17 protein-coding genes are annotated in these 15,807 nt (G+C 67.5%); 12 read left to right on the top strand and 5 right to left on the bottom strand.

Annotated elements, in window-relative coordinates:
• The first annotated feature begins 196 nt into the window (after positions 1 to 196).
• A complete protein-coding gene (locus KNJ79_RS12935; RefSeq protein ID WP_317151367.1) occupies positions 197 to 2,698 on the top strand; it encodes an ABC transporter permease in 2,502 nt (833 codons plus the stop codon).
• 204 nt (positions 2,699 to 2,902) lie between these two features.
• On the opposite strand, the gene KNJ79_RS12940 is transcribed toward KNJ79_RS12935, so the two are convergent.
• Genes KNJ79_RS12940 through thrS form a run of 4 tightly spaced genes read right to left on the bottom strand, consistent with a single transcriptional unit; the run spans position 2,903 to position 7,571 of the window.
• Positions 2,903 to 3,676 (bottom strand): sulfite exporter TauE/SafE family protein, encoded by a 774-nt coding sequence (locus KNJ79_RS12940; protein ID WP_317151368.1) that lies wholly within the window; start codon positions 3,674 to 3,676, stop codon positions 2,903 to 2,905.
• 52 nt (positions 3,677 to 3,728) lie between these two features.
• Positions 3,729 to 4,871 (bottom strand): hypothetical protein, encoded by a 1,143-nt coding sequence (locus tag KNJ79_RS12945; RefSeq protein WP_317151369.1) that lies wholly within the window; start codon positions 4,869 to 4,871, stop codon positions 3,729 to 3,731.
• A 10-nt stretch (positions 4,872 to 4,881) separates the two neighbouring features.
• Positions 4,882 to 5,568: a helix-turn-helix domain-containing protein gene (locus KNJ79_RS12950; protein ID WP_089216341.1), complete on the bottom strand. Its 687-nt coding sequence runs from the start codon at positions 5,566 to 5,568 to the stop codon at positions 4,882 to 4,884.
• Positions 5,565 to 7,571 (bottom strand): threonine--tRNA ligase, encoded by a 2,007-nt coding sequence (gene thrS, locus KNJ79_RS12955; protein WP_317151370.1) that lies wholly within the window; start codon positions 7,569 to 7,571, stop codon positions 5,565 to 5,567. Before thrS ends, KNJ79_RS12950 begins: the two co-directional genes overlap by 4 nt.
• A 93-nt stretch (positions 7,572 to 7,664) precedes the next feature.
• Between thrS and KNJ79_RS12960 the strand changes: the two genes are divergently transcribed.
• From KNJ79_RS12960 to KNJ79_RS13010, 11 genes are all read left to right on the top strand, one after another.
• On the top strand, positions 7,665 to 8,156 hold the full coding sequence (locus KNJ79_RS12960; protein WP_317151371.1) for a MerC family mercury resistance protein: 492 nt from the start codon (positions 7,665 to 7,667) through the stop codon (positions 8,154 to 8,156).
• A 196-nt stretch (positions 8,157 to 8,352) separates the two neighbouring features.
• On the top strand, positions 8,353 to 8,529 hold the full coding sequence (locus KNJ79_RS12965) for a hypothetical protein (RefSeq protein WP_317151372.1): 177 nt from the start codon (positions 8,353 to 8,355) through the stop codon (positions 8,527 to 8,529).
• 1 nt (position 8,530) lies between these two features.
• The gene (locus tag KNJ79_RS12970) at positions 8,531 to 9,124 is read left to right on the top strand and encodes a hypothetical protein (RefSeq protein WP_317151373.1); all 594 of its coding nucleotides are present in this window, start codon (positions 8,531 to 8,533) and stop codon (positions 9,122 to 9,124) included.
• Positions 9,121 to 9,312, top strand: coding sequence for a helix-turn-helix transcriptional regulator (locus tag KNJ79_RS12975; protein ID WP_317151374.1), 192 nt, complete (start codon positions 9,121 to 9,123; stop codon positions 9,310 to 9,312). Before KNJ79_RS12970 ends, KNJ79_RS12975 begins: the two co-directional genes overlap by 4 nt.
• A gap of 5 nt (positions 9,313 to 9,317) precedes the next feature.
• Complete coding sequence (locus tag KNJ79_RS12980; protein WP_317151375.1) at positions 9,318 to 10,238, top strand: alpha/beta fold hydrolase; 921 nt, start codon at positions 9,318 to 9,320, stop codon at positions 10,236 to 10,238.
• Between the two features lie 131 nt (positions 10,239 to 10,369).
• Positions 10,370 to 10,624 carry a DUF6356 family protein gene (locus KNJ79_RS12985; RefSeq protein WP_317151376.1) on the top strand — a complete coding sequence of 85 codons (255 nt, stop codon included), beginning with the start codon at positions 10,370 to 10,372 and terminating at the stop codon, positions 10,622 to 10,624.
• A 7-nt stretch (positions 10,625 to 10,631) separates the two neighbouring features.
• A complete protein-coding gene (locus KNJ79_RS12990) occupies positions 10,632 to 11,399 on the top strand; it encodes an alpha/beta fold hydrolase (RefSeq protein WP_317151377.1) in 768 nt (255 codons plus the stop codon).
• Between the two features lie 15 nt (positions 11,400 to 11,414).
• Positions 11,415 to 11,852: an acyl-CoA thioesterase gene (locus KNJ79_RS12995; RefSeq protein ID WP_317151378.1), complete on the top strand. Its 438-nt coding sequence runs from the start codon at positions 11,415 to 11,417 to the stop codon at positions 11,850 to 11,852.
• A gap of 9 nt (positions 11,853 to 11,861) precedes the next feature.
• Positions 11,862 to 12,299, top strand: coding sequence for a VOC family protein (locus KNJ79_RS13000; protein WP_317151379.1), 438 nt, complete (start codon positions 11,862 to 11,864; stop codon positions 12,297 to 12,299).
• 89 nt (positions 12,300 to 12,388) lie between these two features.
• Entirely contained in the window at positions 12,389 to 13,117 is a 729-nt protein-coding gene (gene gloB / locus KNJ79_RS13005) for a hydroxyacylglutathione hydrolase (RefSeq protein ID WP_317151380.1), read from the top strand.
• 66 nt (positions 13,118 to 13,183) lie between these two features.
• Positions 13,184 to 13,633 (top strand): hypothetical protein, encoded by a 450-nt coding sequence (locus KNJ79_RS13010; RefSeq protein ID WP_245836757.1) that lies wholly within the window; start codon positions 13,184 to 13,186, stop codon positions 13,631 to 13,633.
• Between the two features lie 344 nt (positions 13,634 to 13,977).
• On the opposite strand, the gene KNJ79_RS13015 is transcribed toward KNJ79_RS13010, so the two are convergent.
• A complete protein-coding gene (locus KNJ79_RS13015; RefSeq protein WP_317151381.1) occupies positions 13,978 to 15,807 on the bottom strand; it encodes an AMP-dependent synthetase/ligase in 1,830 nt (609 codons plus the stop codon).

Below are 15,807 nucleotides of genomic sequence, written 5' to 3' on the forward strand. Positions count from 1 at the left end.
ATATGCATGCGACGGTGCCTCCCCCCTCCCGCTTGCGGGAGGGGTTGGGGGTGGGCAACGACGTCGCTATGGCCCACCCCGCTGCGACTAGCGAGCAAGCTCGCAAGTCTCGCTGCCCCTCCCGCAAGCGGGAGGGGAAATATCGACGCGCAGAAATCTCAGATGCGATTGCCCTGCGCCACGGTGGGAGGATCTGATGCTCCCGCTCGCGACGCTCTGGCGCATCGCCCGCCGCGATCTTGCGGCCCGCATCCGCGGGCTGCGGTTGCTCGCGGTGTGCCTGTTCCTCGGCGTCGCAACGCTCGCCGCGATCGGCAGCCTGACCCGCGGGATCACTTCCGAACTCGAAACGCGCGGGCAGACGATCCTCGGTGGCGACGTCGAATTCGAACTGCCGCAGCGCGAGGCTACGCCCGCTGAAATGGCGGCCTTCCGCCGCGCGGGAACGGCATCGGCGACGGTGCGGATGCGCGCGATGGCAGCCGTGCCCGGCGGCGACGCGCTGCTCGCCGAGCTGAAGGCGGTCGATGCCGCCTATCCGCTTTATGGCACGATGCGGCTGGAGAGCGGAACGCGGCGCGGTCCGCCCCCGCCCGGGCGCGTGTGGATCGGCGCCGACCTCGCCTCGCGATTGGCGCTGAAGGTCGGATCGCGCGTGAAGTTCGGCGAAAAGATGTTCGTTGTGGACGGCATCATCGCCGACGAGCCCGACCGGCTCGGCGAAGGCTTCACGCTGGGGCCGGTCGCGATCATCGGCCTGGGCGACCTGCCGGCGACCGAGCTGATCCAGCCCGGCAGCCTCTATGAAAGCAAATATCGCATCCGCCTGCCCGGCGGCGCCGACCCTGCCGCGGTCGGCAAGCGCCTTTCGGCCGAATTTCCCGATGCCGGCTGGGACGTCAACGACCGGAGCAACGGCGCGCCGGGGACGCGGCGCTTCATCGAGCGCATGGGGCAATTCCTCGCGCTCGTCGGGCTCGCGGCGCTGGTGATCGCCGGGATCGGGGTCGGCAATGGCGTCGCGAGCTATCTTGCCGGCAAGCGGCCGGGCCTAGCCACGCTCAAGATACTCGGCGCCGACAGCGCGACCGTGATGCGCATCTATGCGCTGCAGATTCTGGCGGTCGCGGCGGCGGCGATCGTCGCCGGGCTCGCGGTCGGGGCGTTCGCGCCGTCGATCATCACCGCAATTGCGGGCGATGTGCTCCCCGTGAAACCCGGCGTCGCCGTCTATCCGCTGCCGCTCGCCGTCAGCGCGGCCTATGGCCTGCTCATCGCGATCGTCTTCGCCCTGCCCCCGCTCGCCGCGGCGCGGCAGGTGCCCGCGGCGGGGCTGTTCCGCGCCACCGTCGACGGCATGGCACGCCCCGAGCGGCGAACGGTGGTCGCCGTCGGCGTTGCACTTGCGGCGATCGTCGCGCTCGCGGTCGGGACGGCGCGCGAGCCGCTGTTCGCGCTTGGCTTCGTCGGCGCGGCGGCGGGCTTGCTCATAATCCTCGTCGGGCTCGGATGGCTGGTGCGGCGCATCGCCAGCCGCCTGCCGCGGCCGAAGCGGCCTTTGCTGCGTCTCGCGCTCGCCAACCTCCATCGCCCCGGCGCGGCGACCGGGGCGCTCGTCGTCGCACTCGGCCTTGGCCTCACCCTGTTCGTTACCCTCGCCGCCGTCCAGACGAGCATCACCGCCGAGATCGCGCGCACCGTGCCGCAGCGTGCGCCGAGCTTCTTCATCCTCGACATTCCGCGCGATGGCGCCGCGCAGTTTCGCGCACTGGTCGCGCAGGCGGATGCGAAGGCCGAGGTCAATATGATCCCCGCGCTGCGCGGCAGCATCACCGAATTTGGCGGCCAGCGCGTCGATCAGCTCGAAACGCTGCCCGAGGGCGCGTGGGTGCTGCGCGGCGACCGCGGCCTGACCTATAGCCCCGATCTGCCCAAGGGCAGCACGCTCGTCGGCGGCGCGTGGTGGCCCGCCGATTACAAGGGGCCGCCGCTCGTCAGCGTCGAACGGGACGTCGCACAGACGCTGGGTCTCAGGATCGGCGACACGCTGACGGTCAATGTGCTGGGGGTCGAGGTGCAGGCGAAAATCGCCTCCTTCCGCACCGTCGAGTGGGACAATTTCGGGCTCAACTATGTCCTCGTCTTCTCCCCCGGCACCTTCGCCGCCGCGCCGCACAATATGGTCGCGACGGTCGCGGTGACCCCGGCGGCCGAGGCCGAACTCGCGCGCAGCCTCCCGCGCGCCTTTCCCTCCGCCTCGCTGATCCAGGTGCGTGATGTCGTATCGCAGGTCACGACGCTGCTCACCCAGATGAGCCAGGCCATCGCCGCGGCGGCGAGCATCGCGATCCTCGCCGGCATCGCGGTGCTGATCGGCGCGATCGCGGCAAGCCGCGAGCGGCGCGTCTACGACAGCGTGATCCTGAAGCTGCTCGGCGCGACGCGCGGGCAGATATTGGGCGCGCAGGGGGTCGAATATGGAATATTGGCGACCGTCCTCGCCATATTGTCGCTCGGGCTCGGTCTCGCGGCGGCGTGGTACGTCGTGACGCAGATCTTCGATTTCACCTTTGCGCCCGACCCGCTGATCGTCGGCCTGACCCTGCTCGGCGGCGCCGGCCTGTCCTTCCTGATCGGCATCGCTGGAAGCTGGCCGCTCCTGTCGGCGCGCCCGGCGCGCGCGCTGCGGAGCCTCTAGAGCATCGTGCCGGAAATCTGCACCGTTTCCCCGAGCGAAGACGAGGGGCCTTGCCGAGCGAAGTCGAGGCTGCGACGCTGCGGTTCTCGCTCCGCTCGAACGAGCCCCTCGTCTTCGGCCAAAGGCCGAAGTTCATCCTGAGCGCCCGCCAGGGCAGTCGAAGGGCTCGGGGATGCGGATGATTCAGATTTCGCGCAATTTGCTCTAGTCGATCAGCCGCACGACTGCGGAGATCGCGGCCAACCCGAGCACGACCGCCACCATCGCCTGCCAGACATGCGGCGGCACGCGCCCGAAATGGCCGCCGCCGACGCGGTTGCCGAGCCACATGGGCGGAAAGAGCAGCAGCGCGAACAGGAACAGCCTGGCGGTCGCGATCCCGACCCACAAGGCCGCGAGCGTGCCGGCGATCGCGGTCAGGAAGAAGATGAGCAGCATCGACGCGCGCGACACCTTCGGGTCGAGCGAGCGGCGCAGATAGAAAGGCACGACCGGCGGCCCCGGCATCGCGGCAAAGCCGGTGAGCAGCCCCGAAGCGATCCCGGTGCCAAACACCGCCCCGCGGCCGGGCCGGTGCCCCTCGGGCTGCTTGGGCAGCAACACCGCGACGAAGGCGCCGACGGCGACCGCGGTAATCAGCAGCCGCGCGACATCGGGCCGCGTCACGTCGAGCACCGCCATGCCGAGCGGCGTCGTCGCCATCGCGGTCAGGCCGATCGGGATCGCCGTCGCGCGGTCGGCGTCGGCGTGGATCAGCCCGATCCCTACGGGGCCGATCAGCAATTGCAGCAGAATGCCGAGCACCACCGCTTGTGCGGGCGGGATAATCAGGCCGAGCAGCGGCACAAGGATGATCGCCATGCCGAAGCCCGTAAGCCCGCGCACATAGGCCGCGGCAAAGGTCATCGCTGCTGCGCCGAGGAGCGTGAGCGGCGCAACGCCGAGAAGACTGTGGCTGGCGATCGGACGTCCCCTCACCTGGTGGTCCGCGCCCGATACCGAAGGATAGGCGCGACGGCCAGCGGAGAGATCAGGCCGGCAGCGGCCAGAGCGCGTCGATCGGCCGTTCGAGCACCCGCGCCGCGACCGCATGGAGCCGCGGCGGCGCGAAGCGCCCCGCCTTCACCGCCGCCGCGAGCCAATCCTCGATCGACCCGCCGGTGTCGATCCAATGATCGTCGCGCAACATGCCATAGATCGCCCCCGCGAGCACATGGATGCCGTCGTCGGCCTTGCGCCAGCGGTCGGCGGGATTGCGACCGACGCCCAGCGCCTCGCTGATCAGCTGGTCGAGCGCCTGCGCCATATCCTCGTTGAGCAGGCCTTCGAGCGTCGTATAGCCCCATTTGGGGTCATGCTCCTTGACGATGCGGGGGATCAGCGGATCGCGCGCCAGCGCCGCGAGTGCGGCGATCGCCGCCGCGCCGTCCATCGGCACCGGCGGATGCAACATCTCGTGCGCCGCCACGCGAACGGTGATCGGCGTGTTCCAGTCGGCCGCCTGAAGGAAGGTCTGCCCCTGCACGCTGATCCCGTGCGGCTTGCAGAATTGCAGCAGGACGACCTCGATTTCGGGATCGAAGGTCCGGCCGGTCAGCTTTTCGTGCCAGCGAATGACATCATAGGCGCCAAGGTCGCTCTGAAGCTGCACGATCCGCCGATCGAGATCGCCGATGCGTTCCGCGCGGAAGGCGGCAAAACCGGCGCCCTGCATCGCCTCGAAGATCATCTTCAGCCGCGGCGCGACGCCGAGGAACCAGCGCCAGTCCTTTTCATCCCATTTGTCGCTGCCCCTATAGGACGCGAGCAATCGCGCCTCGGGCGCGGCCGCCGACTCGATCAGCGCCGCCATGCTGCTGTCGTCGTTCCCCGAGAAGAAGACCGACAGACCGGGACCGAGCAGTCCGAAGCCCGAATCCTCCGCTTCCTGCCACAGCGCCTTGATGTCGGCGCGCAGCGGCTCCGACAGGCGCGGCGCGAACGCCTCGGCGTCGTTTTGATAATATTTCAGATAGAGTTCGCGCCCGGCGAGCGGGCCGAGGAAGGCGAGCGCGTCGAAGCCTTCAGAGGCGCGGACCTTCCAGCGCGTGCGTTGCGAAACCTCCTGCGCCCGGACGAGCGCGGGAAGAGCGAGACTGCCGAGCGAAGCGGCGAGAAAGAAGCGGCGATCCATGCCCCGCGGCTTAACGGTTGGCGGAGTTTCCCGCTTGAACGGACTTTGCCCGGATCGCCGCTGGGGGCATGCCGGTCATTATAGCGACGGCGCGCGTCATATGCGCCTGGTCGGCAAAGCCCTCTGCCGCGGCGAGATCGGCGAGGCTTCCCTGCCAGCCATCGAGCGCCGCAAGCGCGCGCCGCACCCGCGCCTCGAGCCGGAAGCGCTTCGGCGTCACGCCATAGGCTCGAGCAAAGCCGCGGCTGACCGACGCGGGGTCGAGCGCCGCGCCGCGCGCCCAATCGGTCAATCGAAGATCGGGGTCATCGCGCAGCGCCGCAGCGAGCAGGTCGGGCCAGTCATCGACGGGCGAAACGATCGGCACGATATGGTCGCGCACATGACGCGCCGCCGCGACCGGATCGCGCTCGCACAAGCGCACGGCGAAATCGGGATCGGCGAGCCGCCCCGCCCCCGGTCTCATGCCGACGACAAACGGCAGGTTGAGCACCTCGGCCCCGCGCCGCCCGAACAGGTCGCGGTGCGCCGTCCAGCGGTCGTGGACGACGACGGTGCCCGCGTCGGCGTCGATCCGACCCTGATCCCCCGCCTCGACATAACCGCCACTCAGCACCACCGCGACATAGGGTTCGGCATGGCGGTGACGCGGCAATGCCTCGCCCGCCGCGTGCCGGCCTATGCCGGGCAGACTCACGGCTCGCGCAGATCGGGCGGGGTCGCCTCGCCCTTCAGCATCGCGATCGCTTCGGCGAGCGGCATGATGCGCTGCCCTTCCTGCCCGAGCGTGCGGATCGCGACCGTGCCTTCGTCGGCCTCGCGCTTGCCGACGACGAGCAGATAGGGGACTTTGGCGAGGCTGTGTTCGCGCACCTTGTAGTTGATCTTTTCGTTGCGCAGGTCGGTTTCGACGCGAATGCCCGCGGCTTCGAGCCGTGCCGCCGCATCCTTTGCATAATCGTCGGCGTCGCTGACGATCGTCGCGACCACCGCCTGCACCGGCGCAAGCCAGGTCGGGAAGCGACCGGCGAAATGTTCGATCAAAATGCCGATGAAACGTTCGTAGCTGCCGAAGATCGCGCGGTGGAGCATCACCGGGCGGTGACGCTCGCCATCTTCGCCCACATAGGAGGCGTCGAGGCGGTCGGGAAGGACGCGGTCTGACTGGATCGTCCCGACCTGCCACGTCCGGCCGATCGCGTCGGTCAGATGCCATTCGAGCTTGGGCGCATAGAAGGCACCCTCGCCCGGCAGTTCCTCCCAGCCATAGTCCTCGGTCGCGAGCCCCGCGCGCACCACCGCGTCGCGCAGCTCGGCCTCGGCCTGGTCCCACATCTCGTCGCTGCCGAAGCGCTTGTCCGGACGCAGCGCGAGCTTGATCGCATAACCGTCGAAACCCATGTCGCGATAGATGCGGTCGGCGAGCTTGCAGAAGGCCTGCACTTCGCCCACGATCTGATCCTCGCGGCAGAAAATATGCGCGTCGTCCTGCGTGAACTGGCGCACGCGCATCAGCCCGTGGAGCGCGCCGTGCGGTTCGTTGCGGTGGCAACAGCCATTTTCATAGATGCGCAGCGGCAGGTCGCGATACGACTTGATCCCCTGGCGAAAGATCAGGACGTGCGCGGGGCAGTTCATCGGCTTCAGCGCCATCCACTCGGCGGCGTCGGAGACGAGCGGGCCTTCGTCCTCGATATTCGGCACCTCGTCGGGAATGACGAACATATTCTCGCGATATTTGCCCCAGTGACCCGACGCCTCCCACTGGCGCGCGTCCATTACCTGCGGCGTCTTGACCTCCTTATAGCCTGCGCCGTCGATCGCGCGGCGCATATAGGCCTCAAGCTCGCGCCAGACGATATAGCCGTGCGGGTGCCAGAAGACGCTGCCGTGCGCCTCTTCCTGAAGGTGGAACAGGTCCATCTCGCGCCCGAGCTTGCGGTGGTCGCGCTTGGCGGCTTCCTCGAGCTTGTGCAGATGCGCGTCGAGCTGCTTCTTGTTCAGCCAACCGGTGCCATAGATGCGCGTGAGCTGCGCATTGCGCTGGTCGCCGCGCCAATAGGCGCCCGCGACGCGCATCAGCTTGAACGCCTGCGGGTCGACCTTGCCCGTGCTCGCGAGGTGCGGGCCGCGGCACATGTCGAGCCAGTCGTCACCCGACCAATAGACGCTGAGTTCCTCGCCCTCGGGCAATTCCTTCGCCCATTCGGCCTTGAAGACCTCGCCGTCCTTTTCCCATTTGGCGATCAGCGCGTCGCGGCTCCACACCTCGCGGCGCAGCGGCTTGTCGGCGCGGATGATCTCGCGCATCTTTTCCTCGATCGCGGGCAGGTCGTCCATCGAAAAGGGATCGCGGCTCTCGGGCGCCTTCACATCGTAATAGAAGCCGTCGTCGGTCGCGGGACCGAAGGTGATCTGCGTTCCCGGCCACAACGCCTGCACCGCTTCGGCGAGGATATGCGCATAGTCGTGGCGAACGAGCTCGAGCGCCTCGGCCTCGTCGCGGTTCGTTATCAGCGCGAGGTTGGTGTCGGCCTCGAGCGGGCGCAGGATGTCGCGGACCTCGCCGTCGACCTTCGCCGCGAGGGCGGCCTTGGCAAGGCCGGGTCCGATGTCGGCGGCAATCTGCGCCGGGGTGGTGCCGCGCGCGACTTCTCGGGCAGAGCCATCGGGAAGGGTGACGCGGATCATCTCGGACATCGAAAAAGGGGCCTTTCTGGCGGGGTAAAACTGCGCCCCTTTGCCAGTATGCGACAGGAGCGGCAAGGGGTGGTTTCGCAGTCGCCCCTTGCAATGATACACTATATCATTATCTGGGCGGGCGATCCTCTTTCGGAAAGCCCCTGTCGCATGTGCCTCCCCTCCTCCCGCGCGCGCCTGTTCGACGCGGTCGGCGTCGGCCTGTCCTTCGCCTGCCTGATCCATTGCCTCGCGCTGCCGCTGCTGTTGCTGCTCGCGCCCGCGCTCGCCGCATGGCTGTCGCTGCCCGAATGGATTCACGCCGCGATCCTGCTGCTCGCCACGCCCGCGGCAGCCGCGGCGATGACGGACGGGTGGCGCGGACACCGGCGGCTGGCGCCGGGGCTGCTCGCCGCGAGCGGGCTGACCCTGCTCGGCCTCGGTCTCGCCGGTCACGCAGGCTGGCTCGGCACGCTCGATCCCGAAGCCGCCGACCGCTGGTTCACCTCGGCCGGCGCGCTCGGCCTCGCGGCGGCGCATCTTGCCAACTGGCGGCTGCGGCACCGGATGCCCGCCGGGAGAGGCGGCGCGGGAGAAGAGAGGTAAGGTCGCCCCAGCGAAAGCCGGGGCCGCTGGCGTAGCGCAAGAACACGAGCGATCCCAGCTTTCGCTGGGATGACGGAGGTTGGAGGCGGCCGTCATCCTTTCTCGACAAGCATCCCAATCATTATGTCAATGTCGCTTGACTTCTCTATCGGAATATGTCAACTTCCCTTGACTGATTAACAAGGGAGATTGACCCATGCCGTCCATCCGCCACGCCCTGCCCTGGATCGCTGCCAGCCTGTTCTTTGCGCTGGCGAGCATCTTCGAGCTTATCCCCCGATCGCTGGCGCAGACGATGATCGTCGTGCTCCCCGCGCTGATGGTGGCGAGTCTGAACGGCAAGGCTTGCGCGCTTCGCCGCAAGGGCGCCTGACATGGCCGAGGACAGCGAAATCTCGGGCGGCCGTGCGCCGCTCTATTGGGCCGCCGCCTTCGTCGCCGCGATGTTCGGCGCGGGGTTCGGGGCACGGTTCGCAGGCCTCTCCGGCTTCTGGACGATGGTCGTCATGCTGCCGCCGATGCTGCTGCTGATCCCGCTGGTCCGCTCGACCGAGCGCGGCGGCAATTTCGCCGGTTGCGCGTCGCCCGCGCTCAGGCGCTACAACCGGCGCGGGCTGATCTGGGCCTTCACTTATATGGCGGCGCTGTTCTTTGCGATTTCGGTCAACGACTGGCTGAAGCCCGAAGGACCGCTCCTGTGGCTGATCGCGGTGCTGCCGGCGCTGCCGATCGTCTATTTCGTCTGGTCGCTCTATCGCTATCTGATCGAGGAAAGCGACGAATATCTGCGGATGCGCTATGTCGGCCACGCACTGTTCGGGCTCGGCCTGCTGCTGATCGTCGCGACCGTGTGGGGTTTCCTCGAAAGCTTTCAGGTCGTGCCGCACGTCGAAAGCTGGATGGTCGTCCCCGTGTGGGCGATCGGGCTCGGCCTCGCGCAGATCGCGCAGCGGGTGCGCGGCGCGTGAGGAACCGCCTCAAGGTCCTGCGCGCCGAGCGCGACTGGAGCCAGGGCGACCTCGCCGAGCGGCTCGAAGTGTCGCGCCAGTCGGTCAACGCGATCGAGACGGGCAAATATGACCCGTCGCTCCCCCTCGCCTTTCGCATCGCCGACGTGTTCGGCCTGCGGATCGAAGATATTTTCCTGAAGGATTGAACGCGATGAAGAAGAAAATTCCGCTTGGCGCCGCCGTCGCCATCGCCATCGGGATCGCCACGGCGCTCGTCGTCGCGACCGGCGCGCGGGCGGCCGAGCCCGCCGCCTGTGCCGCGCCATTCGTCGAGCGCGACCGCGTCACGATTGCGGTCGAGGGCAAGGGCCCCGACGTCGTGCTGATCCCCGGCCTGTCTTCGCCGCGCGCGGTGTGGAACGCAACCGCCCAGCGGCTGAAAGGCCAATATCGCCTGCATATCGTGCAGGTTCGCGGTTTTGGCGATAATCCGGGGATCAATGCGGCAGGGCCGGTGCTCGACCCGATGATGCAGGAGATCGCGACCTATATCGGCGATTGCATCGCCGGACAGGGCCGCCCTGCCCCCGCGATCATCGGCCATTCGCTCGGCGGCCTCACCGCGATGATGATTGCGGCGCGCGAACCAAAGGCGGTCGGCAAGCTGATGGTGGTCGACAGCCTGCCCTTCTTCGGAATGTTGTTCGGGCCGACAGCGACCGTGGCGACGGTCGAACCGCAGGCCGCCGCGATGCGGACCGCCCTCGCCGCGCGCGACACGGCGGAGGCCGACGAGCGGACCTTGCAGATCATGTCGGCGACCGAAGCGGGCCGTGCGCAGGTCAAGGCCTGGACCACGGCGGCCGACGCCAGGGTCGCGGCGCAGTTGATGTACGAAGACATGACGACCGACCTGCGTCCCGAACTGGGCAAGATCGCCGCGCCGCTGACAATGCTCTATCCGCTCGATGAAAGCGCCATGCCCGCCGCGACGGTCGATAGGCTCTACCGGGGCGCCTATGGTCCGGTGAAGGGGGCGACGCTGACGCGTATCGACGACAGCCGCCACTTCATCATGCTCGACCAGCCCGATGCCTTTGCGAAGGCGGTCGATGCCTTTCTGAACGAATAGCCGTCATTCAAACACCCTCGTCATTGCGAGCGAAGCGAAGCCGCCTCGCTCGCAATGACGGCAACGGGTTTGCCTCCCTTGCCGGAATCGCCCGTCCCCGCTAGGGCGGCGGCAACCGGAAAGGAGCCGCCATGTTCAAGCGCCTGTTCGTCGATCATCCCAGGAGCGTCGATGAAAATTACCTCGAGCATTTCGGGGTCGCCTCGCGTTTCGGGCTGACGATGATCTGGGGCGGGCTGTGCGCGCTCGTCCATGCCGTGGTCCCCGGCTGGTGCATCACGACCGGCAGCGACACGATCCAGCGGCTCAACCGGATCATGGTCGAGCAGCGCCGCGCCAAAGGGCGGGCGGTCGCGCAAATGCAGACCGTCGACTGGGTCATCTGACCGCACCGTGACCGATATAACGCCTCCCGCCTATCTCGAGCGGCCGGGCCGACCGCGGCTCGCCTATCGGCACGTCGCCGGCAGCGGGCCGACGATCGTCTTTCTGCCCGGCTATATGTCCGACATGGAGGGCGGCAAGGCGACCGCGCTCTTCGCCTGGGCGGCGGCCGAGGGGCGCGCCTGCCTGCTGCTCGATTATGCCGGCTGCGGATCGTCGGAGGGGCTGTTCGCCGAACAGAGCCTGCTCGACTGGCGCGGCGACATTCTGGACCTGATCGACGCCAAGGCCGAAGGTCCGGTGCTGCTCGTCGGATCGTCGCTCGGCGGCTGGCTGATGCTGCTCGCCGCGCTGGCGCTTGTGCAGCGCGACGGGCCGGCGCGCGTCGCGGGGCTCGTCGGCATTGCCGCGGCGCCCGACTTCACCGACTGGGGCTTCACGAGCGAGGAAAAGGCGATCATCGAGGCCGAAGGCGAACTCAGCGAAGCGACGCCCTATAGCGACCAGCCCTATGTCACGACGCGGCGCTTCTGGCAGTCGGGCGAAGCAAACCGCCTGCTCGGCACCGAAATCCCGCTCGCCTGCCCCGTGCGCCTGCTCCACGGGCAGGAGGATGGCGACGTCCCGCCCGAAATCAGCCTGACGCTGGCGGCCGCGCTCGCGAGCGCGGACGTGCAGGTCACGCTCGTCAAGGGCGGCGACCACCGGCTCTCGCGCGAGAGCGACATCGCGCTGCTCATCGACACCGTCGCGCGCCTCGCGACGCCGCTTAGCTGAACCAGAGGATCATCCATGGCCCGGAACGACTTTCGTTTCCATGTCACCAAGCGCGTGCGCTACGCCGAAATCGACGCGCAGGCCGTCGTCTTCAACAGCCGCTATCTCGAATATTTCGACATCGGCATCACCGAATATTGGCGCGCGGCGGGCGTCCATGATCGCTGGCCGCACCATGCAAGCCCCGAGTTTCACGTCGCGCGGGCCGAGGTCGATTACAAGGCGCCGATCCTGCTCGACGAAGAGATCGACATTTGCGTGCGCGCATCGCGCGTCGGCCGCTCGTCGATGAGCTATTTGTTCGAACTGCACGGCAAGGGGCGCGAGGATCTGCGCGCGGGCGGGCTGCTGGTGAACGTCCATGTCGGCGAAGCGCGCGGCGCGCCGGCGCCGGTCCCCGATGAATTCGTATCTTTGTTCGAAGCATTTGAAGGGTGCGGCCTTCGCGCCTAATATAGCTCCATGACCAAATATCTCCACACGATGATCCGCGTAGCGGACCCCGACGCCACCGTCGCCTTTTTCAAGCTGATCGGACTCGAGGAAGTGCGCCGTTTCGACAATGAGGGCGGCCGCTTCACGCTGATCTTTCTTGCGCCGCCGGGGCAGGAAGGCATCGCCGAGGTCGAGCTGACCTATAATTGGCCGCCCGAGGACGGCAGCGCGCCCGAAACCTATACCGGCGGACGCAATTTCGGCCATCTCGCCTATCGGGTCGAGAATATCTATGACACCTGCCAGCGGCTGATGGACGCCGGGGTGACGATCAACCGCCCGCCGCGCGACGGACATATGGCCTTCGTGCGCTCGCCCGACGGCATTTCGGTCGAGTTGCTGCAGGACGGCTATCTCGACCCCGCCGAACCCTGGGCCTCGATGCCGAATACGGGTAGCTGGTAGCCAAGGGGCCGGCGTCGCGGCATAATCGCGGCGCGCGCCCCGAACGACTCCGTCGCGCGGCGGGACCGCGGCGCAGAGAGGAGACCGACATGGCCAGGCTCGAGATCGTCCGCATCCCCGTGCTCAGCGACAATTATGTCTGGCTGGTCCACGATCCGGGCAGCTTCGAGACGATGGTCGTCGATCCCGCGGTCGCCGATCCGGTGCTGGCCGAGGCGGAGGCACGCGGCTGGCCGATCACCGCGATCTGGAACACCCACTGGCACCCCGACCACACGGGCGGCAACGCCGACATCAAGGCGAAGACCGGCTGCGAGATCATCGCGCCCGCCGCCGAGCACGAACGCATCCCGACCGCCGACCGGCTGGTCGGGGGCGGCGACACGGTGACGCTCGGCGCGCACGTCGCCGAGGTGTGGGACGTGCCCGCGCACACCGCGGGTCATATCGCCTATCATTTCGCGGGCGACGGCGCGATCTTCGTCGGCGACACGATGTTCGCGATGGGCTGCGGCCGGCTGTTCGAGGGCACCGCGGACCAGATGTTCGCGAATATGCAGCGGCTCGGCACGCTCGACGATGCGACGCGCGTCTATTGCGCGCACGAATATACGCTGTCGAACGCGCGCTTCGCGGTGACGGTCGAACCGGACAATGCGGCGCTGGCGGCGCGACTTGCCGAGGTCGAGGCCGCGCGCGCAGCCGGCGAAGCGACGGTGCCGACGACGATCGGCGCCGAACGCGCGACGAACCCCTTCCTCCGCGCGCCGAGCGCCGCCGAACTCGGACGCATCCGCGCGCTCAAGGACGCGGCGTGAGCGGCCGCGTAAGGCTGCGTTCATCGGAGTCCGTCTAACGAACGTCAGACTGCAAGGAGTATGATCATGGCCAGGCCGACATTCCTCTGCACCGCCGCCCTGCTGGCGGCTTCAGCCCCGTTCCTCACCGGCTGCGCGCCGTCGGGCACCGCCGAGGCCGGCGCCGCGGCACTGACGCCCAAACAGGCGGAGACGCTCGACAAGCAGCTGGCCGGCAAGGTCGCAGGCAAGCCCGAAACCTGCCTGCCCAGCTATCGCTCGAACGACGTGATCCGCGTGTCGGACAATATTCTCCTCTATCGCTCGGGCGGAAACCTCGTCTATCGCAACGACCTGAAAGGCAGCTGCCCCGGCCTTGCGCGCGACAGCGACATCATGGTGATCGAGCAATATGGGTCGCAGGTGTGCAACGGCGACTTTTTCCATCTGGTCGACCGGTCGAGCGGCATCCGCGGCCCGACCTGCGTCTTTGGCGACTTCGTCCCCTATCGCAAACCGGCGGGGGACGCTGGCTGAGCCCATGGCTCGGCGACGGGCGGGGCTCCGGTTTGCGCCGAGCTCTTCGGGTCGCAACCCCGCCCGTCATGGATCAAGTGCCGGTCTTCCTCCGCCGGACAGCGGTTTGCCTTGTGTCGGCTTTGGGGTGGGTAGCGGACGTTTGACCAAACCCCTCCTCTTCAGAGGAGGGGCAGCGAGACTTACGCGCTTTGCGCGTTAGTCGCAGCGGGGTGGTGCTCGAAGTCTTGCGCGCTGTCGCGCGCCACCACCCCCAACCCCTCCTCTGAAGAGGAGGGGCTTAGGAACGGCCGCAACCGCCCGAAAGCCGACATCGCCCGCAAATAGCCCGTCCCGGACGGCCCCTACCCCCGATAGAGCGCCGCGATCCTGTCGGCATAGACGTCGCGCAGGATGTGGCGGCGGATCTTCATCGACGGCGTCATTTGCTCATTCTCGATGCTGAAGGCTTCGTCGGCGAAGTCGAACTTGCGCACCTTTTCGATCACCGACAGCTGGCCGTTGACGCGGTCGACCGCCTCGCGGATCGCGGTGCGGAATTTCTCGTGCTCGCGCAGGCGCTCGAGCTCCTTGGGCAGCCCCTCGGCCTCCGCCCATTCGGCCATCCACTCGGGGTCGGGGACGAGGATCGCGACGAGATGCGGGCGCTTGTCGCCATAGACCATCGCCTGGAGGATTTCGGGCTGGAGGGTCAGCATCCCCTCGACGCGCTGCGGCGAGACATTGTCGCCCTTGTCGTTGACGATCAGATCCTTCTTGCGATCGGTGATGACGATACGCCCCGCTTCGTCGATATGCCCGATGTCGCCGGTGTGCAGCCAGGGGGCGCCGTCGGGATCGGCCGGATCGGCGATCAGCACGCGCTGCGTTTCGGCCTCGTTGCGCCAATAACCCTTCATCACCAGCTCGCCGCGCACGCAGATTTCGCCGTCGTCGGCGATGCGCACTTCGGTGTTCATCAGCGGCGGGCCGACGGTATCCATCTTGAGCCCGGTCTTGGGGCGATTGCAGCTGATCACCGGCCCCGCTTCGGTCTGGCCATAGCCTTGCAGCAGGGTCAGCCCGATCGAGTGGAAGAACACGCCGATCTCGGGATTAAGCGGCGCACCGCCCGACACCAGCGCCTTCATCCGCCCCCCGAAGCGTTGCTGGATTTTCGGCCGGAACAGCTTGTTGAGGAGAAGATCGACCGGCCGGTCGATCAGCCCCATGCGCCGCTCATAATCTTTTTCGCCGATGCGCAGCGCCTGGGCGAGCATCCAGTTCGCGAGCTTGCCCTGTTTCTCGACCGACTTGATCATCCGCGCGCGGATCACCTCGAACAGACGCGGGACGACGACCATGATCGTCGGCTTCGTCTCCTCGATGTTCGATACGAGCTTTTCGAGCCCCTCGCTGTAATAGATTTGCGCGCCGACCATGATCGGCAGGAACTGGCCGCCCGAATGTTCATAGGCGTGGCTCAGGGGCAGGAAAGAGAGGAACACCTCTTCGTCGCCAATCCCGAAGTCGTTGACCAGGATTTCGGCCGCGCCCGCCGCGTTGTGCAGGATCGCGCCATGGTGCTGCATCACCCCGCGCGGCGCGCCGCCGGTGCCGCTGGTGTAGATCAGGCAGGCGATGTCGTCGCGCGACATCGCAAGGCCGTGCGCTTTCGCTTCGTCGACATGCGCCTCGCCGCCGGTGACGAGCGGCGCCCAATCGTGGACCTCGACCTCGCCCTGCTGGCCGACGCGCAGCGGCTCCATGCTGATGACGAGGCTGGCGTTCGAGCGCATCACCGCGGGCATCAACGTGCGCGCAAGCTTCGCGGTCGAGACGATCACCGCGCGCGCGCCGCTGTTGTCGAGGATATGCTGGTGATCGCGCTCGGTATTCGTCGTGTAGGTCGGCACGGTGATGCACCCGGCGGCCATGATCGCAAGGTCGGCGATGCAGAATTCGGGCCGGTTCTCGCTGACGAGAACAACCCGGTCGCCCTCCTTCAGCCCCAGCCGCCGCAGATTATGCGCGAGCGCCGCGACCTGGTTCGCGACCTGCCGCCAGCTGAGCGGTTGCCACACCCGGTCGGCCTTGCGCCACAGGAACGGGTCTTCGCCGCCCCGTTCGGCGCGGTCGAAGAACATCGCGACCAGACTCGGAAAATGGTCGAGATGCGGGTTGTCGAGCTTCAT

The sequence above is a fragment of the Sphingopyxis indica genome, assembly GCF_032879645.1.
Taxonomy (GTDB): Bacteria; Pseudomonadota; Alphaproteobacteria; order Sphingomonadales; family Sphingomonadaceae; genus Sphingopyxis; species Sphingopyxis indica.